Genomic DNA, 25,309 nt, shown 5'->3' with positions numbered 1-25,309 from the left:
CAGTTTTTGCTTTTACGACAATAACGTAACGCATAAACAAAGCAATTAGGAGAGGCGGTCAAAGCCGCTAGAGAACACTCTCGATATCCTGTTTAGTTAGGAGCTAACACAATGAAAAAATGGTCTTTATTAATGGCTGGTGCTGCATGCGCAATGTCAATGTTTTCAAACGTTGCAACTGCTGCAGACAACAACGCGAAATCTAATGAACTGTACTTCTACAACTGGTCTGAGTATATCCCTGCAGATGTACTAGAAGAGTTTACAAAAGAAACAGGCATTAAAGTTATCTACTCGACTTACGAGTCGAATGAAACTATGTACGCCAAGCTAAAGACCTACGATAAAGGTTACGACCTTATCGTTCCTTCTACTTACTACGTATCAAAGATGCGTAAAGAAGGTATGATTCAGAAAATCGACAAGTCGAAAATCCCTAACTTCGCTGGTATCGATCCTAACTTCTTAAACAAACCTTTCGATCCAAACAACGATTACTCTGTTCCTTACATCTGGGGCGCAACAGGTATCGGTGTTAACACTGATATGATCGACAAATCTAAAATCACTAGCTGGGCAGATCTATGGGACCCTAAGTGGCAAGGTCAGCTAATGATGATGGACGATGCACGTGAAGTATTCCACGTTGCACTACGTAAGCTTGGCTACTCTGGTAACACTGAAGATCCTAAGCAAATCAAAGCAGCATACGAAGAGCTAAAGAAACTAATGCCAAACGTATTAGTATTTAACTCAGACTACCCTGCTAACCCGTACATGGCTGGTGAAACATCACTAGGTATGCTTTGGAATGGTTCTGCTTACATGGCACGTAAAGATGGCGCTCCAATCGACATCGTATGGTCAAAAGAAGGCGCAATCTTCTGGATGGATAACATCTCTATTCCTAAGAATGCGAAGAACATTGATAATGCATACAAGATGATCAACTTCTTACTTCGTCCAGACATCGCTGCTAAGATCGCACTACAAATTGGTTACCCAACACTAGTTGCTGCTGCTAAGAAACTACTTCCAGCAGACTTTGTGAACGATCCAAGCATCTACCCACCACAATCTGTAATGGATGCAGGTGAATGGCAGAACAGCGTTGGTCCTATGACTGAAGTTTACGAAGAATACTTCCAAAAACTAAAAGCTGGCGAATAATAGCCAATCATAGTTAAATACAAAAAACCGAGCCAAGTGCTCGGTTTTTTATTTGAGTCAAATAGTTACCTATAACCTAATAAAAATCACATAACCATTCAATAATTGTGACAATTTACTCATACAGTTTTGATTCAGAATTTCTATATAAGCTATAACAATCATTTTAGATGTAAGTTATAAGGTTATGATGTCAGCTAAATTCAAAGTACTTCTTCCTATTTTATTTGCTTCAACCCTTTCTGCTTGTAGTGCCCCTATGACCCCTGTTGATAAAGAACTTGTTGTCGATATGAACGGCGTAGACAACATTCAATATCAAAAAGATTACAATTACTGCAATCATTTTGCTGATAGCGTTCAAACACCTGAAATGACGTCAGCAACTCAAAAAAGAGATGTACTAATCGGCACTCTAGCAGGTGCAACATCATTCGGTGCAGGCGCTTATGATTCAGATAATTACGATACGATAAAGCATCCAGGAGCAGTGACTGCATTAGGTGCTGTAGTTGGTGCTGCTGGCGGGTACGTAGCGGGCTCTAATCAAGCAGCAAAAGATGAGAAACACAAAAAAGCACTCGTAATTCGACAATGCTTATTACAAAAAGGTTATCACGTTTACGATATATCCTAATTAATCGAGAAAGATGCTCACCTTTCCGTACTAACATTAAAAATGCCTCCAGAACAGGAGGCTTTTCTTATTGTGCTGATAATATTTCTTCTACATACGCTGGAACCAACTCTGAAGCCTTACCATAACGTTTTTCTTCAAATTCATTTTCAACGTTACTAGGTTCAAGATTTAATTCAATGGTATGAGCGCCCTGTAAGGCGGCTTCATGAACAAAACCAGCCGCTGGATAGACATTGCCTGATGTGCCAATAGAAATGAACAAATCCGCCTGTACAATCGCATCGTGGATTCTATCCATACCGATTGGCATTTCGCCGAACCAGACAATATCAGGTCGCATAGGCGCTGGAATTTGACAACAATGGCAATGATCACTGGTATTTAAATCCCCATGCCACTCAACTGTTTGCCCTGACTCACAGCAGCGGGCTTTTAATAACTCACCATGCATGTGAATGACATTTTTACTCCCTGCTCGCTCATGTAAATTATCAATGTTCTGAGTAACAATTGTCACGTTACCATCTAATTCTTGCTCAAGCTTAGCAAGTGCAATATGAGCAGCATTTGGGGCTACAGAGCCATTCTCAATCTGAGCTCGACGAGCATTATAAAAACGTTGAACGAGCTCAGGATCTCGTAAATAGCCTTCTGGTGTTGCAACATCTTCAACACGATGTTCTTCCCATAAGCCATCAGCGGCACGGAAAGTTCGAATGCCCGATTCAGCCGAGATACCTGCACCCGTAAGTACAACGATATTTTTGTAGGGGAAAAGCATATGAACATCCTTTATTTCGGTATTTATAATGCATTTATAGCACTGAAATACATAGATTTTAACCCTAACAATCTAGGTTCTTAATTATGCGTGATTTCACCCTACAAAACCGTGTAAATAAACTTTTCAGTATCACAGTTAGGTCAGCAACCTGAATCAATAATTGTAACAATAGGCTCATCACCAGTGTTATTTTCTTTGTAACTTAAATAACAATTGGTCGCTTTGATTTTTTCAACACTATCAGACTCATCTTTCGGCACTTTTTTCATAAATGTCATGACATAAGTCCGATACCCTGGTTGATTTGATATCGAGGTATCTTGATTAGCAGCCCAATTCTCTTTCAGATCAACAATTGTCTTACCAATACCAGCATAATTACCTTTCGGGTAACCATTCCAGATAGCTATCCCCTCTATCTTTTTACTGCCAGTAATATCATTTTCGTCGCCTTGCATTACAGCTTTACCATAGATAATTCGTGATATTTCAGTCATAGATCCTTTCAGCTCATGTAGCTTGGCGCGATACGTATCTGAAGAAATATTGAGGAATTTGGGAGCCGCAGTAACAGCAAGGATGCCAAGAATGACAATAACAATAACAATAACAACTTCAATCAGGGTGAATCCTGCTTTATTCCTCATCAATTGATCCTTTTCAATGTTTTAATATTGATATTATTAGCAGTAGTATTTTACTTTATTGTACAAAAGCTTAACAGGATAAATGAATAGCGGTAAGTAACAAAGAAACATTAAGCTCGAATTTTAGGTATAAAAAAAACCGACACGAATGTCGGTTTTAAAAATCACTAACTATGATTATGTATTAGACGAAGGTTTACTCTTCACTTCATGCTGTTGTGCTTCTCGGTAACTCGGTTGGTTTTCAGGAAGATCTTTTACTTCTTCAAACCATTCACTGTGGTGTTCACGTGCCCAAGTCTCATCAACTTCACCTGTCACCATGCCATCAAGACCCGCTTCCATACCGAATAGACCGATGTAGATGTGGAAAATGAAACCACAGATCAGGATAAGTGCAGAGATCATGTGTACTAGGTTAGATAGTTCCATATGACGACGTGTTTGGTCGAAAATAGGGAAATCCAGTACAAAGCCACTGATCACGATGAATACACCAAAGAACGCCAATAGCCAGAATAGTGCTTTTTCACCACCGTTAGAGAAACCGGCTTTAGGATGTGAGCCTTTGTGCTTACCCACCATGCCGCCCATTTTCTTGAACCAATCAATATCCACTTTATTGAAGATACTCTTACGCCACCATTTAACAACAACAGCAAGAAGAATGATTGCGAACAATGGACCCATGTAGTTATGGTACTGCTTAGCAATGTAGATGATCCAGCCCCACACTTCTGTAGGTACGATAGGCTTAATAAAATGTTTACCGTAAACAAGAGTTAAACCGCTAAAACCTAACGTTAGGAATGTGAATGCTAAACTCCAGTGTAGAGCACGATCCATACGGCTCCAACGCTGAATTTTACGACCTGTTTTTGGCTTACTTAATTTAAGAGGACCAACAACAAAGTACGCAAATGTAACCATTAATAGGCTACCGAAAATAGCCATTGCACCAAGTGGTGACATCCATTTTTCTTTTAGGATATACCATGTTTGACCCGGTACACTGATCAATACATCGTGTTCAGGCCAACCTGATGTTGTATACCCTTTTTGACCATCCTTGACCGCGCGCCAATAATCCGCACCAGCAAAACCTATGACTTCTTTCTTAACCACAGATTCGCCTAGTTGTTCGTTATTCGCTGTTGCTTCAGCTGCCATTACTTGCACAGAGAAAGCCATCATTAATGCGGTAACGAAGACTGTTAACCAGCGTTGAATTCGCTTAGTCATTAAAGCTCCTGCCTGCCCCAATGGAGCAGATATGTTGTTACTACGAGATCTAAAATTGGGCTCAAACCATGCTTGAGCCCAAGAGTAGACGATTAAGCTTTACGTACTTTTGCTGCGTCGTACGCTAGATCCTCAGTACTTGCCCAACCTGCATCTTTTGCACCACGAGCAGCAACACGCTTACTGAAGATTTCAGAAATCTTCTCAGCATCACCTGCAAGTAGTGATTTGGTAGAACACATAGATGCACACATAGGTAACTTACCTTCTGCGATACGGTTTGCACCGTAAAGTACGCGCTCTTTTTCTGAACCTGGTTCAGTGTTAGGACCGCCAGAACAGTAAGTACATTTGTCCATTTTGCCACGCTCTGCAAACGCTTCCTGTTTAGGGAACTGAGGCGCACCAAACGGACAAGCAAACAGACAGTAACCACAACCGATACATAGATCTTTGTTGTGTTGAACAATGCCGTCTTCTGTGTGGCTGAAACAGTCAGCAGGACAAACCGCCATACAAGGCGCATCGCTACAGTGCATACAAGCAACTGAGATCGATGTTTCACCTGGTAGACCATCGTTTAAAGTAACAACGCGACGACGTTGAATACCCCAGCCAACAGCTTCTGAGTTTGCGTTTTTACAAGCTGTCACACAGCCGTTACACTCGATGCAACGTTTTGTGTCACATAGAAATTTTAGACGTGCCATGGGTCAGCTCCTTAAGCCTTAGTAATGTTACAAAGAGTTGTTTTAGTTTCTTGCATTTGGGTCACTGGATCGTAACCGTACGTTGTCGCAGTGTTTGCTGCTTCGCCAGAAACGTATGGAGCGCAACCTTCTGGGTAGTGACTACGTAGGCTTTCACCTTCGAATTCACCACCGAAGTGGAATGGCAAGAATGCTAAGCCTTCGCGAACACGTGGAGTTACCATCGCTTTCACTTTAATACGGCCTTTTTCTGCACCTTCAACCCAAACCATCTCGCCATCTTTAATGCCGCGATCGTTCGCATCTTTCAGGTTAATTTCTACAAACATTTCTTGTTGTAGCTCTGCAAGCCATGGGTTTGAACGTGTTTCTTCACCACCACCCTCGTACTCAACCAGACGACCAGACGTTAGAATAATTGGGTATTCTTTCGATACGTCTTTCTCTTGGATTGAACGGTATAGAGTTGGTAGACGGAACAAGTGCGCCTTATCATCCCAAGTTTGGTACTCAGGAAGTAGATCACGACGTGGCGTGTATAGTGGCTCACGGTGAACAGGTACAGCATCTGGGAAAGTCCAAACCACAGTACGTGCTTTTGCGTTACCGTAAGGGATACAACCGTGCTTAATAGCCACACGTTGGATACCACCAGACAGGTCAGTTTTCCAGTTCTTACCTTCAGCAGCCACTTTCTCTTCTGCTGTTAGATCGTCCCACCAACCAAGTTGCTTAAGCATCTTAGAAGTGAACTCTGGGTAACCGTCTTCTAGCTCACAACCTAGTGAGTAGCTATCGTCAGCCAATAGGCTTACACCGTTGTGTTCAACACCAAAACGTGCACGGAAGTTACCACCACCCTGTGCCACAGTCTTAGATGTATCGTAAAGAATGTGTGTACCTGGGTGCTTCATCTCAGGTGTACCCCAACATGGTCAAGGTAGACCGTAAGTTTCACCGTTCGCTGGGCCACCAATCGCTTCAAGAGAAGTACGGTTGAATGTATGCCAGTTTTGTTGGTGCTCTTTTAGACGCTCAGGGCTTTGACCTGTGTAACCAATCGTCCACATACCTTTGTTGAATTCACGTGTAATGTCTTCAATGTGTGGACGGTTGTTTTCAACTTTAATGTTCTTAAATAGTTGATCAGCAAAACCAAGACGCTTAGATAGCAAGTACATGATTTCGTGGTCAGGTTTTGCTTCAAATAGCGGCTCGATAACTTGATCACGCCATTGAATAGAACGGTTAGTTGCAGTTACAGAACCGTATGTTTCAAACTGCGTAGTTGCTGGGAATAGGTATACATTGTCTGTACGACCATTCATTACAGCAGCAACACCTGGGTATGGGTCAACGATAACCATCATATCCAGTTTTTCCATTGCAGTTTTCATTTCAGGACCACGAGTCTGTGAGTTTACAGCGTGACCCCAGTAGAACATTGCACGGATATTATCGCGCTGTTCAATCTTGTCTTTGTTTTCTAAAACACCGTCGATCCAACGAGATACAGGAATACCTGCACTGTTCATTGGCTTCTTACCGTTGTAAGTGTTTTGGTCGAAACGACCTTGTAGCCATGAGTAGTCTACATCCCACACTTGCGCCCAGTGTTTCCAAGCACCTTCAGATAGACCGTAGTAGCCTGGTAGGTTGTCAGAAAGTACGCCAAAGTCAGTTGCACCCTGTACGTTATCGTGACCACGGAAGATGTTTGCACCGCCGCCTGATTTACCCATGTTGCCAAGCGCAAGTTCAAGGATACAGTAAGCACGTGTGTTGTTGTTACCAGTGGTATGCTGAGTACCACCCATACACCAAACTACACAGCCTGGACGGTTTTCAGATAGCATTTTAGCTGTTTGGTAAACCTGCTCTTCAGGCACACCAGTAACGCGCTCAACTTCTTTTGGATTCCACTTCGCAACTTCTGAGCGAACTTCGTCCATACCGTAAACACGTTGACGGATGAATTCTTTATCTTCCCAACCGTTTTGGAAGATGTGGTATAGCACACCCCAAACGAAAGCAACGTCAGTACCTGGACGTAGAGAAACGTAGTGATCAGCTTTTGCAGCAGTACGTGTACGACGCGGGTCAACAACAACGATCTTACAGCTGTTCGTTTCTTTCGCGATCAGGATGTGCTGCATTGCTACTGGGTGAGCTTCTGCTGGGTTTGAACCAATGAACAGCATCGACTTACAGTTGTGCATGTCGTTCAATGAGTTAGTCATTGCACCGTAACCCCAAGTGTTCGCTACACCTGCCACTGTTGTTGAGTGACAAATACGCGCTTGGTGGTCAACGTTGTTAGAGCCCCACATTGAAACCATTTTACGGAACATGTAAGCCTGTTCGTTGTTGTGCTTTGCAGAACCTAGGAAGTAAACAGAATCTGGGCCTGACTCTTCACGGATCTTAAGCACTTGCTGGCTAACTTCATCTAAAGCTTGTTCCCAGCTCAGCTTCTTCCACTTGCCGTTAACAAGTTTCATTGGGTATTTAACGCGACGTGCACCGTGACCATGTTCACGAAGTGCTGCGCCTTTCGCACAGTGTCCACCAGCATTGAAAGGGTGATCGAAAGCGGGTTCCTGGTGAGTCCATACACCGTCTTGCGTTTCTGCGTAAATACCACAACCCACTGAACAGTGTGAACAAATAGTACGTTTAACCACTTTAGGTGCGTCATACACATCTTCAGAAGCAGCTTGCGCTTTCTTCATCATACCTGGTGCAAACATGCTTGCACCTGCAACGCCACCAGCAGCAGCTAAAGATGTATTACGAATAAAAGAACGACGAGAAATACCTAGTTGGTTTTCTTCTTTGCTCACTTTATCGGAACGTTTAGTAAGTTTCATTTAGAGCCCCGTCTTACAAAGTGTTGTAGTAATCACGAATGTGTTGCGTCTCGTGATAACCTTTAGTTGTTTTTGTTTTTTTCTCTTCTGACTTGTCAGCAGCTTGTACCGCTGTTGTCGTACCCGCAGCAACAGCACCAGCAGCCACAGTTAAGCCAATGTTTTTTAACAACTGGCGACGGCTTTCATTGGTTTTTTGCTCACTCATAAAGTTTGCTCCTTTATCATTAACTTATAACCGTTAACGATGGGTTTTTGCCTTAATTTTATTGCCTTAAATCGAAACCGTTGCAGGCAACGTATAGGGTTATTTCGATTCTAAAAAGCGTGTTTTCTCAACAGTTAAAAACTGCAGAGCAAGCTCGCCAACCGCAGTGTAGAAAACTGCACTGTTAGCTGCTTTAACATCGGTACAGAACTTTTCACACCACTCTGCAAGGTGGCGATTAAAGAACGTTTTTTGAAGGTGGGCATCGCCGCCTTCAACTAGCATTGCCATCACTTCAAGCAAAGCCGCAATATGATCTTCCGGTTCTTTAACTGACTCATCTCGTTCAAATCCTAATTGCTTAAGATCACGACGCAGATAAGCCAGAGGCATTTCCATTAATGACCCTGTTAAATACCATGAGCCAAAAGGCACAACTTCACCGCGACCAATACCAATGAATACATCTTGATATTCTTCTTCAACCGCAAGTGGCGTGCTTTTCTCTGCTGCAAGTTTTAGTAAAGGCCAAGCAGCAGCCATAGTAGATTGTTGAGGGTTGTTTGCCGTATCAACATCAATATCAGCTAAAAAAGTCAGCACATTCTGATCAGGAGCCTGACGGAATAAATGTGCAAGCATGTTATAGATTTCAATACGTAGTACTGCGTCTTCATTCAATGACGTTTGAGCTGGATTCATAGCCACAGTTTCCATCTTTGTTCCTTACACTCGAGCCTGACTTGCTGGATCTTTTTCCATTTGTTCGAAAATATCGCGTACACGACAATCTTCACACATAGAAATTCGACGAATTGCATCGCCTTGGAAGTGAGAATGCCCTTGAAGCTTTTCAGTTAACATTTTCACCATAGAGGCAGGCGCAAATGCTTTACCACAGCTAATACAACAAGCCGCTGGTTCTTCATGAACAAGTTTGGCTTCTTTACGTGCTTGCCAATCCCAATTAAAGCGAGGTTCTAATGAAATCACTTTTTCAGGACATGCCTTTTCACACATACCACATTGAACACAGTCTTCTTCAATAAATAGAAGACCAGGACGATCGCCAATAGCATGTAATGCACGTGTTGGACAAACAGCCACACAACTCATACATAACGTACAATCTTTCGTCTCACAGGAAACAGAACCATAAGGCGCTTTTTCTACAACAGAAGATTGTTCTGGTTTTGTACTCGCTTCGGTGTAAAGCATTTCAAGTGAAGTAAATAGTTTTTCACGTTTAGAGCCAGTTAAAGCCTCTGAAACAGGAGCCACTAATGCTTCTTGATAAGGAACGTAAGTTTCAACATCGCTAAAATCGAACAGACAAATACGATCCGCGTCATAACCCATTTCAGTTAAGAAACGTTGAGCCATTGCAAGCTCATTAGATAAAACGCGATCAATCGTTGCAGGAATATATTTAGTGTTCGTCGCTAGAAGAACTTGATGCGCACCATAAACCAATGCACTAAACCAAGTATCCACACCCACTGTTGCTAATTCTTCTAATGCAATTGCAATAACAGAAGAAGGTAAAGTCGCTAGTGCTTGAGTTACCGCGTTCTCATCACGATTGCCATAAAAAAGAAGTGTTGGTTTTTCACCGCCCTCTTGCTTATAACGCGTGATAACACGATGAACAAAGTTTTGTGTATTTTGAGGATCAGGTAATGCATATGTGATCGCTTCTGTTGGACAAGCTGTAGCACACGTGCCAACACCCTGACAAAGATAAGGATCAATCGCAATTTCTACCCCATTACTGCTTAGTGCGCCTGCAGGACAAGCATCTAAACAACGATCACAACCTTCAACACCACGAGATGAGTGTGCACATAGATCTGGGTTTAAACGAAAGTATTTAGGTTTATCAAAGGTACCCATCATAGCTGGTAAATCTTCCACCAGCTGAGCCAGTTTATCTTTACGGCTACCTACTGCGTAATAACCCGGAGCAGGAATTTCTAACGACATAATGCCGTTTTCAGTCATATCTAGGATCAAGTCAAAACAATCGCGACCAATAGCCACTTTTGCTAGGTTTGCTTTTGTTAATTGACCTGCAACCTGACATGTCACCTCAAAGGCACCAAGGTAACCTTTTGCTGATACATCTTGGCTAAAGTAAAGATTTGATAATCCTGCTTTCGCTTCAGTTGCATCTGTCGCCAATAAGGTAACACTGTGCAGTTCTGAAAATTGTTCAGCAAGTGCAGTAATGTTTTCCTGAGCACCCACGATCAACAAATCCCCACGGCTCTCATAAGTAACCGTAGGTGGAATTAAATTTGTTAGCTCCACAGTGCCATTAATCGCCGCTGCTTTTGCTTTACCGTTTGTATCAGAAAATGCTTCTAGTGTACTTTTTAACATTCTTATTCCTGTTTGCCCGTCACCGCTAGTCAGTGCCGATTGAAGAAGCTACGTGGTTACGTCTTAATGCCTAACAGTCATAAAATATAACTAACGTTTTCTTCTCGCCCTTATAGAGCAATAACCGATCCAACTTTTCACGGAATAAAATGACCTAAAAGGAACTAAAGTCGGAGATGGATAATTCAACCCACCCGCATTAGGACATTTTGACGCAGTAGAAAAGACCCAATGCGCCAAAATGTCCCAACGATTAATAAGGTTTTAGTTCCCTTTTTGTCTCACACAATAAAATTAACTGTCTTGCGTAGAATTTTTTTCAGACGAAACCGCTGTAGGGAGCGTTGCTTCATCATCTGCTTCTTTAACAAACGTTGTTGATTGGCGAGTATCTGGAGACGCTAACGATTCAGAGCCCGTTAACGTTGGAGAGGATGGAGACAATTCATGATTCTCTAATGCCTTATCCGCTATCTCAGATGTATTCGTCGTGACATCACTATCTAAGTTTTCAACAATATCAGTTACTTTTTCTAGCGCTTTATTTGCCCAACCACGCATTTGTGCTGCAATAGCAGGGTCAAGTGTTTGGATGCTTGTGTAATCTTCAGTGCAATCATCCATGTCACTGATATAATTAAATTCTTCAGAATGAAATAGCTTTCTTAAGGCAGCTTTTTTCACCGATTTTTCAACCGAACCTTTCATAAAAGAAGCCACACCAGAGTCATAAGTCACGGCATCTGCATCATCATGCGTTAATACAGTATCTTCTATTGTCTCTTGTGGTTGAACGAGTTCAGTTTGCTCAATGGTATTTTCATCTTGAAGACTTGCAGTTTGAAGAGCATCACTAGCTTCAACAACCGCTGAATCATCATGCGTTATTGTCGTAGTTAGTTCTTCACTAACTGTTTCATTTTCTTCTTTTTTTGTTAGCTTTCGATTAGACCAACGTTGAAAAAAATTAGTTGCCACTTGAACGCCCTTTTTGTTTCTTGCCTTTTCCGCCACCGCGACGTTTACATTCTTCTAATTCGCCATGACGTCCTAGGTAGGCTTCCATCCATACTTGGATAGGTAATGGAATTTGAATATGTAATACAACATAATCGCCATCCATGTAACGTGCTGCAACACCTTGAGCTACGGTCATTAATACCGGTTTTAGTTGTTCATCTTCTTCCGCACAAACAAAGAATAAATGCGGATCTTGTGCGTTTAAGTTAAAGCGATATTCCATACGTTCATCACGGAAAAGTTCTAAAGGCATCATGTAATAGCCTTCACCCATTTCCGCAAGTTCAACCTCTGGACGGTCTTTTTCGTTTAAGCAAAGATCTTCAATAGACCAAGCTAATGTTGTCCAACGACCGACTTTCCTCTCTTCGGCTTGAAGTCGAAAATAAATAGGCCAAACATTTTCGTCTTTATGTAACTCTTGTTTTGCTTGTTCTGGCACAATTACCCCTTACATCTTGCTTTTACCGTACGCATTTACCGCGATACATTGAGAATACTTGCCCCAATAAGGCAAGATTCAGACCAATTAGGCATAACATATCAAAATATCGTCAATACAACCTTGATCAGCCACCAGCAATCGATGTTTATACAAATATGGAACAATATTTGCTTTAACGAGCGTGAGACAAACTTATTTGCCTTAATACAGACAATCAAACGCTCCCTATTGAGCTTAGTATCATTGTGTGTCATTTGACGGACTTATTTGAAATCTCGATACGTTCTTTGTAACCAGTGGATACCCTAATGAGCCAACTACCTAAAATCATAAAAACAAAATCCGCCGTTAAGCAGACGATGTCTGTGGAAATCATGGATGAATACGGTGATCTTCAGACTAAAGAAATTGCGTGCGAACACCCGCTGACAGTGTATTTAAACTGGATTGAAATCGTGACCTTAATGACATTAGGTGAACGCCCTTCCGCGCTTGTGCTCGGCTATCTTAAGAACCAAGGCTTTATCGAAGATATTGATGCCATTGAATCGCTGATCATTGACTGGGATACCAACTCTGCCGCCGTGATCACCCGTGAAAATACTGATGGCTTAGATAAAAAGTTGGAAAAGAAAACCGTTACCTCTGGCTGTGGTCAAGGCACCATGTACGGTAACGTAATGAAGAAGCTAGAAAACGTTACACTGCCACAAGTAAAAGTGAAGCAATCTATGCTGTACGGTTTGCTTGAAGCGTTAACCCATCATAACGAAACCTATAAAGCCGCTGGTGCAGTTCACGGCTGTGCGATTTGTCGCGGTACAGAAATCCTTTCTTTTGTGGAAGATGTGGGTCGTCACAATGCCGTTGATACCCTAGCTGGTGAAATGTGGCTTAAAGGCGAAACTGGTGAAGATAAAATCTTCTATACCACAGGTCGTTTAACCTCTGAGATGGTGATTAAAGTAGCGCAAATGGGCATTCCTGTGCTGCTATCGCGATCTGGTGCGACACAAATGGGTTACGAGTTAGCACAAAAGCTTGGCATTACCATGATTGCTCGCGCTAAAGGCCACCGTTTCCAAGTGTATAACGGCGGTCAGAACCTCATTCTTGATGTGAAGGGTGCTGATGCTTCGCAAGAACAAGCAAATGAAACATCTCAATCATCTTCTAATAAAGAGCAAAACTAAATGGCAGACTTTCCAGAATTCATGAACGCGAAGTTAGTCGCGGAATATTTAGATCTTAATGAAAAGAAAGTTTATGCCCTTGCCAATGATGGTTTGCTTCCTGCTACCAAAGTCACAGGCAAATGGTTATTCCCTAAAGCCATGCTTGATAAATGGCTATTAGAATCTTGCCATAATGGTGTACTAACCGATCGCTTATTAATTGCAGGCTCAGACGACCCACTATTACAAATGGTGGTGGGTAAAATGGCAAACCAATTAGGCAGTACCGCCCTTGTTGGTTATACCTCAACAGGCACACGCCAAGGCTTAGCCATGTTAAGCAAAGGTCATGTTGATATGTGTGCTATCCACTGGGGTAACGCAGAAGAAGCAAGCCTTCGACACCCTGCACTATTACAACAATACCAAGGTCATAAAAACTGGGTATTGGTGCATGCTTTTGAACGCCAACAAGGTTTAGTGGTGAGCAAAGATTTAGCTGAAGCAGTCAATTCAAAATCGATTCAATTACCTGAATTACTTTCTTCACGCTGGCGCTGGGCATTACGTCAAGAAGGTGCTGGCAGTATGCGTGCATTAGAAGAATGGTTACACGGTCACGCTTATAACCTTTCTATGCTTAATCAATCAGATGTTTGTAATAGCGAACGTGAACTTGCCTCTTCTGTCGCTCGTGGTAAGGCTGATGTGGGTTGCGCCAGTGAAAGTACCGCTGGTGAATTTGGCTTAGGCTTCATTCCACTATGTACTGAAGCATTTGAATTGGTGATCCCAAAGAACATTTACTTTAGAACGCTACAACAACAATTGCTGCAAGCTATCTCTGATGAAGACATTCAAGCTCATGGTCATGACTTAGGTGGCTATAACTTTGCGCGAACAGGTAAACAAGTCTGGAGTGCTAACTAAGTCACCAGCACACCAAAATACATAAATACAATAAAGCCCAGATAATTGTTAATGATTAGCTGGGCTTTTCTTTGTCTGCTAACTAATTTCTTTGTCACTAGTATGAACGTAGTAATAACCCAAGAATAGAAGCGTCTGTATCTTCAAAATACAAGGTTACCGATTTTGTTTCATTTTGTGTAAAACGGCCTTCTTGCTTAATACGTACAGGCTCTACATACGTGCTATTACTTAAATACGCTTTAATTTGCTGTGGCTTCAGTACGATACCGCCACCGGAATGGTTGGTCACAATCGCCTGAATAACACGTTTGCCACTTTGACTGGTATAGATGTCATATGAGACAACCTCAAAATAACTACGTGCAGGTTTGTCGCTATTATCTTTCGGCGTGGGCACATACCCAGTTCCATTTACTGTTCTTTCATAGTGCAATGTATTCTGTGCTTGTTCTAAGCTTTGCTTGATATCATTAAGCTCATCATTAGGAGCTTTATCGTGAAAGTTTAATGCATGTGATGAGAACGACACTAAAGATGCGATGGCTAATAAAGCTGGGCGAATTGACATGTTTACTCTGCTTTTTGACTATAAAACAAGCATACTAACCAAGTCTGCTAAATTATTAAATATATAATGTTAAATTTTAACATTTAGATATTCACTAAGAGTAAATTTCTTTAGTCAACCATCCACCCGACAAATAAAATCAGGAGGCAATGCAGCTAGGTTGTTAGTAGCCATTTTTATCAATATCTATTAAGTTACTCGATATGCCTGACTTACAAATCAAAGCCTCTTTGCAATCAAACTGGTATTTTATTTAGTTTTAACCCTACCGACAAAGCTATCATTTAAATAGTGACCATAAAATAAAACATAACAATGCAATCATTCATTTTGGTTTAAATATGCAATTCCTCATCAAAGATCTCAAGTTCGCTATACTTTCTTAAGAACGATATCTAACGTTATCGCCATCAATATTTTATTGAATATTGTTTCATTAACTATTCAGTTCAAGTGGCGAATTAAAAACCAAATAATTGCTTTATTTACATAAACATGACTTGCTTAAAAGCCACCGTTAAGCAGACAATACGTAAACTAACAATACTGTTATTATTACCCTTAAGCATTACCAAGGAGCCGTTGTGCGTAACGCTTTCATTCTGTTTTTTACCCTTGCTAGTATTAGCTTTTCTTCCGTCGCTAGCATCAATACCAGTAAGCTGGATCCTAACAAGTTACAAACAGCATCAGTGAGTAATTATGTAATTGACTTGAATACAGGCAAAACGCTGTACAAGAAGAACGCTAATGTAAAAATGCCGATTGCGTCGTTAACTAAACTGATGACTGCAATGGTTACGCTAGATGCAAAATTGCCTTTAAACGAAAAACTGACTTTCACCCCTACTGATAAAAAACGTATGTACAACACTTACACACGTATCCGTATGGGTTCTACATTAAGTCGTGGTGAAACCATCCACATTGCGCTAATGTCTTCTGAAAACCTTGCCGCTGCTACCCTAGCAGGTAACTACCCTGGTGGTTATAAAGCATTTATCAAAGCAATGAACCGTAAAGCGAAATCTCTAGGTATGACGAATACGCATTTCGTTGACAGTTCAGGTCTTGACCCACACAACCGTTCTACTGCTTCTGACGTTGCTAAAATGGTACGTGCTGCTTACAAATACCCTGAAATTCGTAAGTACAGTACAACGCCAGTACATACAGCTTACTTTGGTAAGCCTAACTACAAACTGGGTTACACCAACACTAACGCACTAGCACGTGGTAAAAAGTGGACTGTCAATGTAACTAAAACAGGTTTCCTTGATGAAGCTGGTCGCTGTCTAGGTATGGTAACGACAATTGATGGTAAGAAAATCCTGATGGTGATGCTTGATTCGCAAGGTAAGCTAACACCGATTGGTGATGCAGGCCGTATTAAGCAATGGCTACAGACAGGTAAAAGCAAGCCTATCACTGCTGATGCAAAATACTACCAACAGAAAAAACTGAAAGAATTAACGCAATAATCTTTATTGTTAGTTATGAAAGCGAAAAAGCCAGCATCTTATTGCTGGCTTTTTTGTCTCTAAAATCGGTATCTAGCCTCGTAATAGCTCAAATAACCTAAGCAAATGTCTTGTCAGTTTTAACGCACGTTTTATTCAACATAACCTAAGCAAAGCCCTTCAATTTTGATCTTGAGCTCACTTTATTGTTAAAAGTAGTTATAGCTTCTTATTTTATAACAATAAAACGCCAATATTTTTCCATATCGACTATGCTTAAAATACAGTTAATGATAAGGAGCGCCTATGCAGCATCAAGAAATGATCAACCCTACCCATTTAGGCTTAATTACCCGCATATCTCTCACCGCAACAGCCTTCCTAATTGTAGGCTTATCTATTATGTAATTTTTTCTTTATGTACAAACAATAAAAAAGCCCCTTGGTATTTTCACTTATATCAGAGAAATACCAAGGGGCTTTTAACATGATGAACTAAGACAAACTTACGACATAACCATCAATTCCAAATCATGATTAGCTGGAATTTTCTGTCTCAAGTAGACGGTAAATGTTGTGCCTTTCCCCACTTCAGAATCCACTTCAATTTCACCGCCAATATCTTCAATCAAACTTTGACTAACTGATAACCCAAGTCCAGTTCCAGAGCGACGAGTGGTAAAGAACGGATCAAAGATACGCTCTAGGTTTTCTTTGGGAATACCACAACCATGATCGACAATTTTAACTATTGCGCCTAATACTTGGTTTGAATCATCAATCCAATCCTGCGTTTTGATACTTAAGCGCCCTTGGTCGTCCATCGCATGAATACCATTCATTTGTAGATTGACGAGCACTTGCAACAGTTGGTGACGATTAACCTCTACACTGCATTTCGCTTGCAGATCGACATCAAATTCCACATCCATTTTTTTCGTACCCGAGCGAACCAAAGTTAGGCTCTCTTCGACGATCTGATTTAAGTGATGCCATGTCACTTCATTCTGTACACCACCTTGGCGACTGTATTGTAGCAAGCTTCGTGTGATATTACGAATACGATCGATCTGAGCATGAATCGCATCTAATTCTTCTTGTACCTGAACCGTATTATCGCCAAGTTCAAATTGGATCAACTCGACATTACCCAAAATAACCCCTAATGGATTATTAATTTCATGGGCAATACCTGCAGTGAGTTCACCAAGTGCGGCAAGTTTTTCACTAACCACCAGCTTAGAGCGGGCTTGGTTCAATAGCTTAATATGCTTTTCAAGCTCTTCTGTTTTCTGATGTAAGCTATGGGTACGTTGCTCTACTTTCTCTTCAAGCTCTAATGCTGCTTGTTTGATCGCTTGGTTTCGCTGCTCAAGCTGATCCAACATGGTATCGAACTGATTGCCAAGAATTTGCAGTTCGTGATCAGGATACACATCTAATTTACCAACTCGACGATCCAGTCCCATTTGGACGGATTTCGCAACGTGGTAAATTTTTTCAATAGGTAGAAACAGATCACGAGATCCTCGGTATACCAAAATCCCTGATATAAGCAGAACCAAAACAATACCAACACCTAACTCAATAATATTGGTTAAGAAGGTTTTGATCAGTAATCATTGCAAATAGCCAGCATAAAGCATTCCGATCACGTCGCCCTTGTTATCACGCAAAGGCTCGTAAGCAGAGACATACCAACTATCGTAAACATAAGCACGATCGACCCATGTTTTACCAAACTTGAGTACTTCATTACTCACTTCATCAGAAACACGAGTACCAATAGCACGCCCAGCTCGGTTTTTACTATCAAGCGGCACGTTAGTACTGATACGAATATCATTCATGAAAATAGTCACAGTGCCGATACTGCCATCAGGCAAGGTATTCGCTGCAAATACTAAGTCACGAATACGATCCACCAGCGACGTACTGTTATTCAGCAGAATACCGCCATCAAGGATCCACTGGAGTTGTCCTTCTTCATTAAAAATCGGGATCAAACTACGGCTAACTAAACCTTTACGTTCAATTTTATGCTCTTTAAGCAGTGGAACTTGAGCGCGAGCAGGCAAATCTGGGTTTAAGGCGCTGAGCTCTCTGCTATCTAATACTTGGAAGAAAGTTTGCTCTTTTCCTTCCATTAATAAATGGCGTTCATGTTTTGAAAACTCACCCAGAGCAGAAGCTGGATGGAGCACAATAAAGTCCAACTTATATTGCTTGTTTTCAGTACGTACCCAACTGCTTAGTGTTGACTCATCAAAACGTAAGCGATACTGAAAATCATAAGAAGATGCCATTGAATGCAATTCCATGCGTTGCTCTTTCTGCAATAGCTCCATACTGTGATGAGCTACCGCTAAGTCAGCACGAACATTCATCAAGGCGTTTTGCCAAGTATAAGTAACCGTCCAATAAAAGGTTAAGCCGATCAAGGCAAACAACGTAATAACGATAGGAACGGATGTCAGCACCAACAGACGATAACGCACCATGGTACGAAATCGACGCAGCCATAATAAGATAAAGGCTTTAGGATGAATTAAGGCTTTGGTTATTCGCATGATGCCGACTCTTCAGCCCATTCTTTGTATTTACGCTCTAATGTTTTACGTGCCACACCTAGCTGACGCGCTGCCGCTGACTTATTGCCTTCATGGGAGTCAACCACCTGCATGATATGAGCTTTCTCAACATCTTTAAGTGTCCAATCAGTCGGGTAACAATATTGTTCTTGTCCATCTTCATGACACTGACACGGACGTTTATCATCACCATTTCCAGAAACACTGGTTTGGTTCGAAGTATCTTCAGCAGAAAGCACTGGTGCATCACCATTTAATTCTTGCCAATATTCAGCAGGCGATTTACCAAGCAGAATACAGCGTTCCATCATATTACGTAATTCACGAATATTACCCGGCCACTGGTACGCTTGCATGGCAAGAATATCTTCATGAGTCCAATTGATCGGCTTCATGCCTAAATCTTTAGAAAGCTGTTGCGTAAAGTGATGCGCTAAAGCTGGAATATCTTCTACACGTTCACGTAATGCAGGCAGTTCAATGGTTAATACGTTAAGACGGTAATACAGATCTTGGCGGAAACGCCCTTCTTCCACTTCTTTTTTAAGGTTTCGGTTTGTTGCCGCTACAATACGAACATCAACCTGTACTTCACGTTCAGCACCAACCGGACGAATAGCTTTTTGCTCTAATGCACGTAACAGTGATGACTGCATAGACAATGGCATTTCACCAATTTCATCTAAAAACAGTGTGCCGTTATTCGCAACACGGAATAAACCATCACGACCTTTCTTCGCCCCAGTAAACGCACCAGATACGTGACCAAATAATTCACTTTCCAACAAATCAGGGGCAATCGCACCACAGTTAAGAGGAACAAAAGGACCTGTACGTTTACTCAGTTGGTGAAGTGCACGTGCCACCAGCTCTTTACCCGTGCCTGATTCACCTTCCACTAATACCGCAGCAACAGAAGGTGCAACTTGGGCTATCATCTTTTTCATTCGCTGGGTACTTTCAGCATCGCCGATGATATCGACAGGATAGCTACGCTCAACATCGCGTTGCAAAGCAAAGTTTTGGCGCTCTACTAAACGACGCTCAATACAACGACTCACCGATTGCATCATTTGCTCAAGATTGAACGGTTTTAAAATAAAATCAGAGGCACCCGCACGAAGTGCTTGAATCGCCATTTCTAAATCCGCATAACCTGTCATAAAGATCACATCACTACGGCGTGTGGTAGGATCAAATGCTTCATGCCAATCAATGCCTGAACGCCCCGGCAAATTAATATCAACGATCAATAAATCAAAATGACAGCGTTTACGAATTTCTTCCGCTTCTTCAATACTGCCTGCAGTATCTACTTGGGCGAATTTTTTACTTAAGGCTTTTTTTAAGATGGCACGCATACCCGGTTCATCATCAACAACCAATACAGAAACAGCTGTCCACGGCGCATTTAATTCAAGATCAGACATATAGAGACATTATTACCCATGATAAAGATGCGACATTTTGTCTCACCCTAGACAATAAAGTCAAAGTAGATTTCGGCATGTTTGTTGACACTAAACCAAGAATTAAAAATAGCACTTTATAATCAAGATATTAGGCCAGGCAGAAATAGATAATACAAAGATTAATCAAACTGGCATTTTATTTGCTTACAAGCGCATAAGCGTTTTAGGGAACAATATATCCCGCCTGTTTCTTTTTTTACTTACATTTTGGGTCTAACACTTTATGAACTTTTTGAAAACAAGTTTGGTTATCCTAGGTCTTGCAACAGCGAGCCTATGTCATGCAGCAGATAACAACGACAACAAAACTATTCGCCTAGCAACAACAACAAGTACTTACCATTCAGGTCTACTTGATTACCTTCTACCAGCATTTAAAAAAGACACTGGTTACACTGTTGAAGTGTTAGCTGCCGTTACAGGTAAAGCATTACGTATGGGCGAAAATGGTGATGTGGATTTGGTGATGACTCACGCACCTAAAGCAGAAGCAAAATTCGTTGATGGCGGCTTTGGTGTCCTTCCTCGTAAATTAATGCACAACGATTTTGTACTTGTTGGTCCGAAAAGCGATCCTGCAAAAATCAAAGGCGACAAAGATGTTGCTGATGCATTAGTAAAAATTGCTGAAACCGATTCAGTATTCGTTTCTCGTGGTGATGACTCTGGCACCAATAAAAAAGAGCTGAACCTTTGGGCTCAAACTAAAATGGAACCAAACTTCGGTGGCTACAAAGCAGTAGGTCAAGGTATGGGTCCTACGCTAAACATGGCGTCTGAGCTACAAGCTTACACACTGACTGACCGTGGTACATGGCTTGCTTATGAAAACAAACTAAGCCTAGAAATCATGGTTCAAGGTGACAAGCGTCTATTTAACCCTTACCAAGTTATTTTGGTTAACCCAAGCCGTTACCCAAATATTAACTACCAAGGTGCGAAAACATTCAGCGATTGGTTAGTGAACTCTAAAGCACAAACTATGATCAATGATTACCAGCGTCACGGTCAGCAGCTATTCGTTGCTGATGCAATCACACAGTAATTCATTCCGTTAATTCGGCTTTGTAGTTATTTACGCCGAACACTATCCTGCTTAGTTATAGCTTCTGTTATAATTAACCAAGGATGTGTTCGGCGTAACCAGTTAAATAATAGATAAAAATCACAATGAATATTTGGCAGACAACGCAACAAGCAGTTCAACTTCTCTTTAGTGGTGATAGTGCGCTATGGGGCATTGTGGGTGTCTCTTTTTCTGTCTCTCTTTTAGCTATTGCGATTGTATTGATCCCCTCTTTACTGATTGCCTTCACTCTTGCCTACGGGAAATTCCCAGGCCGTTGGCTTACACTTTCTTTTATCAATACACTGCAATCTGTACCCACTGTTGTGATTGGCTTATTGCTTTATATGTTGCTATCTCGCTCTGGTCCATTAGGCGATTGGCAAATGTTGTTTACTCAACGAGCCATGGTGTTAGGACAGATCTTAATTTGTTTACCTATTTTAATTTCGATGATGCATGCTGCGTTTCAAAACAGCGATCGTCGAGCATGGGAAACCGCGATATCTTTAGGTGCGAGTTATCCACGCGCATTAATGAGCCTAATGTGGGAAAGCCAGTTTCCTTTACTAGCCGCAATTGTCGCTTCATTCAGCCGCATTATTACAGAGGTAGGTTGTTCGATGATGGTCGGTGGCAACATTTTAAATTCAACACGAAATATTCCGACAGCCATTGCATTGGAAAGCTCTAAAGGTGCGTTTGCACAAGGTGTCGCCTTGGGAATGGTCTTATTAATTCTCGCTCTCGGTCTAAACTTTATTTTATCAATCTCTCGTGGCAAAGCCCACTTGCGTACCAACTAAGCTGGGGCATTGATATGACGCATATTTCAATCGAAGCGACGGATCTTTCAGTTCGTTTTAAACATCGCTTACTTTTTCATATTCCTCAGTTAAAACTTGAGCCACAGGATGCGATCTATTTAACCTGTGATAATGGTGTAGGCAAAACTACCCTGCTTAAAGTGCTTGCAGGGCTACAAAAACCGACAACAGGTAAACTGAATACTCAACAACATTGGTTGAATCGTTTGTTTGGTGGCTGTTACCAAAACGGTATTATCTACATGCACCAAACACCATATATGTTTGATGGCACAGTGTTTGATAATGTTTGTTATGGCTTAAAATACATCGTTCGTGATCGCCAACAACGCCGAAATGAAGCCATTAATGCCCTAAGAATGGTAGGATTGGAAACCCTTGCTGATGAACATGTTTCTGTTTTATCTGGCGGTGAACGCCAACGTGTTGCGATGGCACGTGCATGGGTATTGAAGCCAAGCGTACTCTTGATGGACGAATCCAGCGCTAGCATGGATAAAGAATCCATCAGTCGCCAAGTCGTACTGGCAAAAGATTTATTAGAACGAGGCTCAAGCCTTGTGATCACTAGCCACCAGCATAATGAACTAACCGCATTATGCCGTCGCCAGTGGACAATTAATGACACAAAATTAATTGAGCGTGCAGATTTGCAGCTTGTTAAACAAGATAAGGATAGCAAGAATAACTATGCCTACGCCTGAACAAACCCATTGGGTCATCTTAGCGGGTGGTCAAGCCAGCCGCATGGGTGGCAATGATAAAGGGTTAATAGAGCTGGCTAATAAGCCATTAATTCAACATGTTATCGAAACGCTTAAGCCACAAACCTCACATATCACCATTAACGCTAATCGTAACCAAGAACGTTACGCCCAATTTGGTAACGTGTTTGGTGATAAGATTAAAGACTATCCCGGTCCATTAGGCGGTATGCATGCTGCCTTATCTACCATTGATAATGATTGGATTGGTTTCGTCCCTTGTGACTGCCCACAACTGCCCCATGATTTAGTTAAGCGTATGGCAAATGCCTGTAATGAGAATACTGACATTGCCGTTGCCCACAATGGCGAACATATTCAGCCTGTTGTGACGTTAATGCATCGTCGCATCTTACCTAAGCTTGAAGCCTTTCTTGCCAATGGCGATCGTAAAATCATCTTACTCTATCGCCAATGCAACATGATAACGGTTGATTTTAGTGATCAGCCTAATGCCTTCGTTAACCTTAATACCCCTGAAGAACTCTCTCAATTTGGAGTGCTACATGAGTCAAATTAACGCTTCTTTACCTTTATTAGGCTTTGCCGCTTTCAGTGGTACCGGAAAAACCACGTTACTTGAAGCCATGCTACCTAAGTTAGTAGAGCGTGGATTGCGTGTAGCCGTGGTTAAACACGCCCACCATAATTTTGATATCGACCAAGAAGGCAAAGACAGCTACCGCTTACGTAAAGCAGGTGCTAGCCAAATGCTGATTTCTTCACGTTACCGCCGTGCATTAGTAACTGAAACGCCGGAAGAAGAAGCACAACTTCCCTATTTACTTAGCCAATTAGATCAAACCCAATTAGATCTAATTTTGGTGGAAGGTTTTAAAAAGCTCGATTTCCCTAAAATTGAACTACACCGAGAAGAAGTCGGTAAGCCTTGGTTACATCCAGAAGACACTAATATTATTGCCATTGCCGCAAATATCCCTGCAGATAGTGCTTTGCCACAAATGGATATCAACAATCTTGACCAAATTACAGATTTCGTTATTGATTACGCTAACAACAGTGCAAATCCTGAAGCACAAACATTGAGCTGTAGCGATATTAATCCAGCTGGCATGTTATCGGTTGCCCAAGGTCGTGAAAAAATTCTTGAGCAGATCAAACCATTAAACAACAGCGAGTCCGTTAGCCTTCACCAAGCATTAGGACAAATTGTCGCACAAGACATTTTATCGCCAGTGAACGTGCCACAACATACCAATTCAGCAATGGACGGATATGCGATTCGTGGCGATGATCTCGATCGTGAAAGCTACCATGTTGTAGGTCAAGTGTTGGCGGGCCGTAGCTACGACAACACCCTACAAGCTGGTGAAGCCGTACGCATTATGACAGGTGCCCCTGTACCACAAGGTGCTGATACTGTAATTATGCGTGAGCAAGCAAATCAAGAAAGTGACACGGTCACGTTTAACCTTGCAATGGGTAAAATCAAAGCAGGTCAAAACGTGCGTCAAGCAGGTGAAGATTTAGCATTAGGTCAAGTTGCCGTTGCTGCGGGTACAACAATCACAGCACCAGAACTTGGCATGGTTGCCTCGCTGGGCATTGATAAAATTACCATCAATAAACCTATTCGCGTTGCGATTTTCTCTACTGATGATGAAGTACAACAACCCGGTGAGCAACAAAAGCCTAACTGTATTTATGATTCAAACCGCTACACATTGTACGCGCTACTGACCAAACTAGGTTGTGACGTAGTTGATCTTGGCATTATTGATGATAACGAAACGTCACTAAAAAACACATTATTACAAGCGAGTACTCAAGCTGACTTGATCTTATCATCAGGTGGCGTATCAGTCGGTGATGCGGATTACATCAAAACCGTTCTCGATAAGTTAGGTCAAATTAACTTCTGGCGTATTAATATGCGTCCAGGTCGACCACTTGCCTTTGGTACTATTGGTGATGTGCCTTTCTTTGGCTTACCGGGTAATCCTGTTGCTGTAATGGTAGCTTTTTTACAATTCGTCGAGCCTGCCATTCGTAAACAACAAGGAATTGTGGATTGGCAACCAAAGACCCATCAAGCAATTGCCACTGAGAAGCTACGCTCTCGCCCAGGACGTACTGAATATACTCGTGGTATTTCAAGCTTTGATGCCAATGGTCGATTAGTGGTGAAAAGCACAGGATCGCAAGGTTCAGGTATTCTCCGTTCAATGAGTGAAGCAAACTGCTTAATTGAAATATTACCAGAGCAGGAAAATGCAGAGATTGGAGATAAAGTAACAATTATCCCACTTGATGTACGCGTATAGATAAAACAAATACTGAGAAATAAATAAGCCAAGCTAAATCTCTTAGCTTG

21 protein-coding genes and 2 pseudogenes are annotated in these 25,309 nt (G+C 41.7%); 10 read left to right on the top strand and 13 right to left on the bottom strand.

Annotated elements, in window-relative coordinates:
* Positions 1-111 precede the first annotated feature (111 nt).
* Together Q7674_RS14615 and Q7674_RS14610 are read left to right on the top strand one after the other, a co-directional pair.
* Entirely contained in the window at positions 112-1,170 is a 1,059-nt protein-coding gene (locus Q7674_RS14615) for an extracellular solute-binding protein (RefSeq protein WP_305422645.1), read from the top strand.
* Positions 1,171-1,357: 187 nt separating this feature from the next.
* Positions 1,358-1,807, top strand: coding sequence for a glycine zipper family protein (locus Q7674_RS14610; RefSeq protein ID WP_237156726.1), 450 nt, complete (start codon positions 1,358-1,360; stop codon positions 1,805-1,807).
* A gap of 67 nt (positions 1,808-1,874) precedes the next feature.
* Here Q7674_RS14610 and cobB read toward each other — a convergent pair whose 3' ends face one another.
* The 10 genes and pseudogenes from cobB to Q7674_RS14560 all read right to left on the bottom strand — a co-directional run bounded on the left by cobB (position 1,875) and on the right by Q7674_RS14560 (position 12,115).
* Complete coding sequence (gene cobB / locus Q7674_RS14605; protein ID WP_045062890.1) at positions 1,875-2,591, bottom strand: Sir2 family NAD+-dependent deacetylase; 717 nt, start codon at positions 2,589-2,591, stop codon at positions 1,875-1,877.
* 143 nt (positions 2,592-2,734) lie between these two features.
* Entirely contained in the window at positions 2,735-3,241 is a 507-nt protein-coding gene (locus Q7674_RS14600; RefSeq protein ID WP_045062891.1) for a prepilin-type N-terminal cleavage/methylation domain-containing protein, read from the bottom strand.
* A 177-nt stretch (positions 3,242-3,418) separates the two neighbouring features.
* Positions 3,419-4,483, bottom strand: coding sequence for a formate dehydrogenase subunit gamma (locus Q7674_RS14595; RefSeq protein ID WP_045062892.1), 1,065 nt, complete (start codon positions 4,481-4,483; stop codon positions 3,419-3,421).
* A 92-nt stretch (positions 4,484-4,575) separates the two neighbouring features.
* A complete protein-coding gene (fdh3B, locus tag Q7674_RS14590; RefSeq protein ID WP_008987022.1) occupies positions 4,576-5,193 on the bottom strand; it encodes a formate dehydrogenase FDH3 subunit beta in 618 nt (205 codons plus the stop codon).
* A gap of 11 nt (positions 5,194-5,204) precedes the next feature.
* Positions 5,205-8,063: pseudogene (locus Q7674_RS14585) on the bottom strand (formate dehydrogenase subunit alpha).
* Positions 8,064-8,076: 13 nt separating this feature from the next.
* Entirely contained in the window at positions 8,077-8,271 is a 195-nt protein-coding gene (locus Q7674_RS14580) for a twin-arginine translocation signal domain-containing protein (protein ID WP_008987020.1), read from the bottom strand.
* Positions 8,272-8,370: 99 nt separating this feature from the next.
* Positions 8,371-8,988, bottom strand: coding sequence for a TorD/DmsD family molecular chaperone (locus Q7674_RS14575; protein ID WP_008987019.1), 618 nt, complete (start codon positions 8,986-8,988; stop codon positions 8,371-8,373).
* A 9-nt stretch (positions 8,989-8,997) separates the two neighbouring features.
* Positions 8,998-10,653 (bottom strand): 4Fe-4S binding protein, encoded by a 1,656-nt coding sequence (locus tag Q7674_RS14570; protein WP_045062894.1) that lies wholly within the window; start codon positions 10,651-10,653, stop codon positions 8,998-9,000.
* A gap of 294 nt (positions 10,654-10,947) precedes the next feature.
* Complete coding sequence (locus Q7674_RS14565) at positions 10,948-11,631, bottom strand: DUF3306 domain-containing protein (protein ID WP_045062895.1); 684 nt, start codon at positions 11,629-11,631, stop codon at positions 10,948-10,950.
* Positions 11,621-12,115 (bottom strand): DUF3305 domain-containing protein, encoded by a 495-nt coding sequence (locus Q7674_RS14560; RefSeq protein WP_045062896.1) that lies wholly within the window; start codon positions 12,113-12,115, stop codon positions 11,621-11,623. Before Q7674_RS14560 ends, Q7674_RS14565 begins: the two co-directional genes overlap by 11 nt.
* Before the next feature lie 311 nt (positions 12,116-12,426).
* Here Q7674_RS14560 and fdhD point away from each other — a divergent pair, with 311 nt between their 5' ends.
* A complete protein-coding gene (fdhD, locus tag Q7674_RS14555; RefSeq protein WP_045062897.1) occupies positions 12,427-13,311 on the top strand; it encodes a formate dehydrogenase accessory sulfurtransferase FdhD in 885 nt (294 codons plus the stop codon).
* Positions 13,312-14,223 carry a substrate-binding domain-containing protein gene (locus tag Q7674_RS14550; protein ID WP_023932365.1) on the top strand — a complete coding sequence of 304 codons (912 nt, stop codon included), beginning with the start codon at positions 13,312-13,314 and terminating at the stop codon, positions 14,221-14,223. It abuts the gene before it with no gap.
* Positions 14,224-14,320: 97 nt separating this feature from the next.
* Here Q7674_RS14550 and Q7674_RS14545 read toward each other — a convergent pair whose 3' ends face one another.
* Complete coding sequence (locus Q7674_RS14545; protein ID WP_023932366.1) at positions 14,321-14,794, bottom strand: hypothetical protein; 474 nt, start codon at positions 14,792-14,794, stop codon at positions 14,321-14,323.
* A gap of 584 nt (positions 14,795-15,378) precedes the next feature.
* Between Q7674_RS14545 and pbpG the strand changes: the two genes are divergently transcribed.
* On the top strand, positions 15,379-16,275 hold the full coding sequence (gene pbpG / locus Q7674_RS14540; RefSeq protein WP_045062898.1) for a D-alanyl-D-alanine endopeptidase: 897 nt from the start codon (positions 15,379-15,381) through the stop codon (positions 16,273-16,275).
* 485 nt (positions 16,276-16,760) lie between these two features.
* Here pbpG and Q7674_RS14535 read toward each other — a convergent pair.
* Together Q7674_RS14535 and Q7674_RS14530 are read right to left on the bottom strand one after the other, a co-directional pair.
* Positions 16,761-18,755, bottom strand: a pseudogene (locus Q7674_RS14535) (sensor histidine kinase).
* A 59-nt stretch (positions 18,756-18,814) separates the two neighbouring features.
* Positions 18,815-20,275: a sigma-54-dependent transcriptional regulator gene (locus tag Q7674_RS14530; RefSeq protein WP_045062899.1), complete on the bottom strand. Its 1,461-nt coding sequence runs from the start codon at positions 20,273-20,275 to the stop codon at positions 18,815-18,817.
* Between the two features lie 265 nt (positions 20,276-20,540).
* Here Q7674_RS14530 and Q7674_RS14525 point away from each other — a divergent pair, with 265 nt between their 5' ends.
* The 5 genes from Q7674_RS14525 (at position 20,541) to Q7674_RS14505 (ending at position 25,259) form a co-directional block, all read left to right on the top strand.
* Positions 20,541-21,362: an ABC transporter substrate-binding protein gene (locus Q7674_RS14525; protein ID WP_305424105.1), complete on the top strand. Its 822-nt coding sequence runs from the start codon at positions 20,541-20,543 to the stop codon at positions 21,360-21,362.
* A 125-nt stretch (positions 21,363-21,487) separates the two neighbouring features.
* The gene (locus Q7674_RS14520; protein ID WP_305424103.1) at positions 21,488-22,189 is read left to right on the top strand and encodes an ABC transporter permease; all 702 of its coding nucleotides are present in this window, start codon (positions 21,488-21,490) and stop codon (positions 22,187-22,189) included.
* Between the two features lie 14 nt (positions 22,190-22,203).
* Positions 22,204-22,914 (top strand): ATP-binding cassette domain-containing protein, encoded by a 711-nt coding sequence (locus tag Q7674_RS14515; RefSeq protein WP_305424102.1) that lies wholly within the window; start codon positions 22,204-22,206, stop codon positions 22,912-22,914.
* Positions 22,901-23,494: a molybdenum cofactor guanylyltransferase MobA gene (gene mobA, locus Q7674_RS14510; protein ID WP_045062900.1), complete on the top strand. Its 594-nt coding sequence runs from the start codon at positions 22,901-22,903 to the stop codon at positions 23,492-23,494. The genes Q7674_RS14515 and mobA overlap by 14 nt, the downstream gene beginning before the upstream one ends.
* A complete protein-coding gene (locus Q7674_RS14505; protein ID WP_305424100.1) occupies positions 23,481-25,259 on the top strand; it encodes a bifunctional molybdopterin-guanine dinucleotide biosynthesis adaptor protein MobB/molybdopterin molybdotransferase MoeA in 1,779 nt (592 codons plus the stop codon). The genes mobA and Q7674_RS14505 overlap by 14 nt, the downstream gene beginning before the upstream one ends.
* Positions 25,260-25,309 lie beyond the last annotated feature (50 nt).

Source organism: Photobacterium leiognathi (genome assembly GCF_030685535.1).
Lineage (GTDB): Bacteria > Pseudomonadota > Gammaproteobacteria > Enterobacterales > Vibrionaceae > Photobacterium > Photobacterium leiognathi.
This window is presented reverse-complemented; position numbering and strand designations above follow the sequence as displayed.

Excerpts from the sequence above, each read along its gene's own strand:
- Q7674_RS14615 (WP_305422645.1), top strand. The coding sequence starts at position 112 with ATGAAAAAATGGTCTTTATTAATGGCTGGTGCTGCATGCGCAATGTCA.
- Q7674_RS14610 (WP_237156726.1), top strand. The coding sequence starts at position 1,358 with ATGATGTCAGCTAAATTCAAAGTACTTCTTCCTATTTTATTTGCTTCA.
- cobB (WP_045062890.1), bottom strand. The coding sequence starts at position 2,591 with ATGCTTTTCCCCTACAAAAATATCGTTGTACTTACGGGTGCAGGTATC.
- Q7674_RS14600 (WP_045062891.1), bottom strand. The coding sequence starts at position 3,241 with ATGAGGAATAAAGCAGGATTCACCCTGATTGAAGTTGTTATTGTTATT.
- Q7674_RS14595 (WP_045062892.1), bottom strand. The coding sequence starts at position 4,483 with ATGACTAAGCGAATTCAACGCTGGTTAACAGTCTTCGTTACCGCATTA.
- fdh3B (WP_008987022.1), bottom strand. The coding sequence starts at position 5,193 with ATGGCACGTCTAAAATTTCTATGTGACACAAAACGTTGCATCGAGTGT.
- Q7674_RS14580 (WP_008987020.1), bottom strand. The coding sequence starts at position 8,271 with ATGAGTGAGCAAAAAACCAATGAAAGCCGTCGCCAGTTGTTAAAAAAC.
- Q7674_RS14575 (WP_008987019.1), bottom strand. The coding sequence starts at position 8,988 with ATGGAAACTGTGGCTATGAATCCAGCTCAAACGTCATTGAATGAAGAC.
- Q7674_RS14570 (WP_045062894.1), bottom strand. The coding sequence starts at position 10,653 with ATGTTAAAAAGTACACTAGAAGCATTTTCTGATACAAACGGTAAAGCA.
- fdhD (WP_045062897.1), top strand. The coding sequence starts at position 12,427 with ATGAGCCAACTACCTAAAATCATAAAAACAAAATCCGCCGTTAAGCAG.
- Q7674_RS14550 (WP_023932365.1), top strand. The coding sequence starts at position 13,312 with ATGGCAGACTTTCCAGAATTCATGAACGCGAAGTTAGTCGCGGAATAT.
- Q7674_RS14545 (WP_023932366.1), bottom strand. The coding sequence starts at position 14,794 with ATGTCAATTCGCCCAGCTTTATTAGCCATCGCATCTTTAGTGTCGTTC.
- Q7674_RS14530 (WP_045062899.1), bottom strand. The coding sequence starts at position 20,275 with ATGTCTGATCTTGAATTAAATGCGCCGTGGACAGCTGTTTCTGTATTG.
- Q7674_RS14525 (WP_305424105.1), top strand. The coding sequence starts at position 20,541 with ATGAACTTTTTGAAAACAAGTTTGGTTATCCTAGGTCTTGCAACAGCG.
- Q7674_RS14520 (WP_305424103.1), top strand. The coding sequence starts at position 21,488 with ATGAATATTTGGCAGACAACGCAACAAGCAGTTCAACTTCTCTTTAGT.
- Q7674_RS14515 (WP_305424102.1), top strand. The coding sequence starts at position 22,204 with ATGACGCATATTTCAATCGAAGCGACGGATCTTTCAGTTCGTTTTAAA.
- mobA (WP_045062900.1), top strand. The coding sequence starts at position 22,901 with ATGCCTACGCCTGAACAAACCCATTGGGTCATCTTAGCGGGTGGTCAA.
- Q7674_RS14505 (WP_305424100.1), top strand. The coding sequence starts at position 23,481 with ATGAGTCAAATTAACGCTTCTTTACCTTTATTAGGCTTTGCCGCTTTC.